A 778-nucleotide genomic window follows, 5' to 3' on the forward strand; every position below is an offset into this window, starting at 1 on the left:
TGGGGGTGTTGGAATGGACTGACTTGCCAATCAGCATTTCGTCGGTGGTGGAGGTGTTTGATTTTGCACCTGGTGTTTATGATTTTCGAGTGACGGCGGTTAACCGGGTCGGTGCGTCGTCTGATCCGGTGCAACTGCGCAAGGAAATTTATGGTCTGGCGGGTAAGCCGCAAGCTCCGGCCGGCCTGACGGTTTCGACCAGTGGGGGCTATGCCCTTTTGCGCTGGTCGCAATCGTCTGACCTTGATGTAAGGCAGGGCGGGCAGTGTCGATTTCGGTGGAGCCCGGCTTTGTCTGACCCGCTGGTGTCGGAAAGTGCGACCATTGGCGACCCGTTGCCGGGCGGCGATACAATGGCAGTTTTGCCGCTTAAAACCGGCTGTTACCTACTGCAATTTGTCGATAGCAGCGGGACGCCATCGGACGCGGCCTGGGTGGCGTCCGATGGAGCAACGGTGCTGCCATTCACTAATGTTGGCGAGGTGTCAGAGGCCCCGGTTTGGGCTGGTGAGTTCGACAATACCGGCGTGGATGATGGCAAGCTGGTATTGGCCGGGGCCGGGCTGATTGATGATGTTGCGGATTTTGATGCCATTGCCAGCTTTGATGCCCTGGGCGGCATTGTTGCCCGCGGGACTTATCGACATGCGGCGGGTTTTGACTTTGGCGGGATGGTCCGGCGGCGGCTGGTGGCGGATTTTGAAATGTCCGTTGTGTCGGTGATTGATACCGTTGATCAGCGTGTTGGGCTGGTTGATGACTGGTTGTCCTTTGATGG

At 58.0% G+C, this 778-nt stretch carries 1 protein-coding gene; it reads left to right on the forward strand.

Features of this window, described 5'->3' with window-relative positions; genetic code table 11:
- Positions 1–778, forward strand: a 778-nt coding sequence (locus THS27_RS27075) for a hypothetical protein (RefSeq protein ID WP_210403038.1), incomplete at both ends; no start/stop codon positions are given.

Source organism: Thalassospira sp. MCCC 1A01428, assembly GCF_002115825.1.
GTDB lineage: Bacteria > Pseudomonadota > Alphaproteobacteria > Rhodospirillales > Thalassospiraceae > Thalassospira.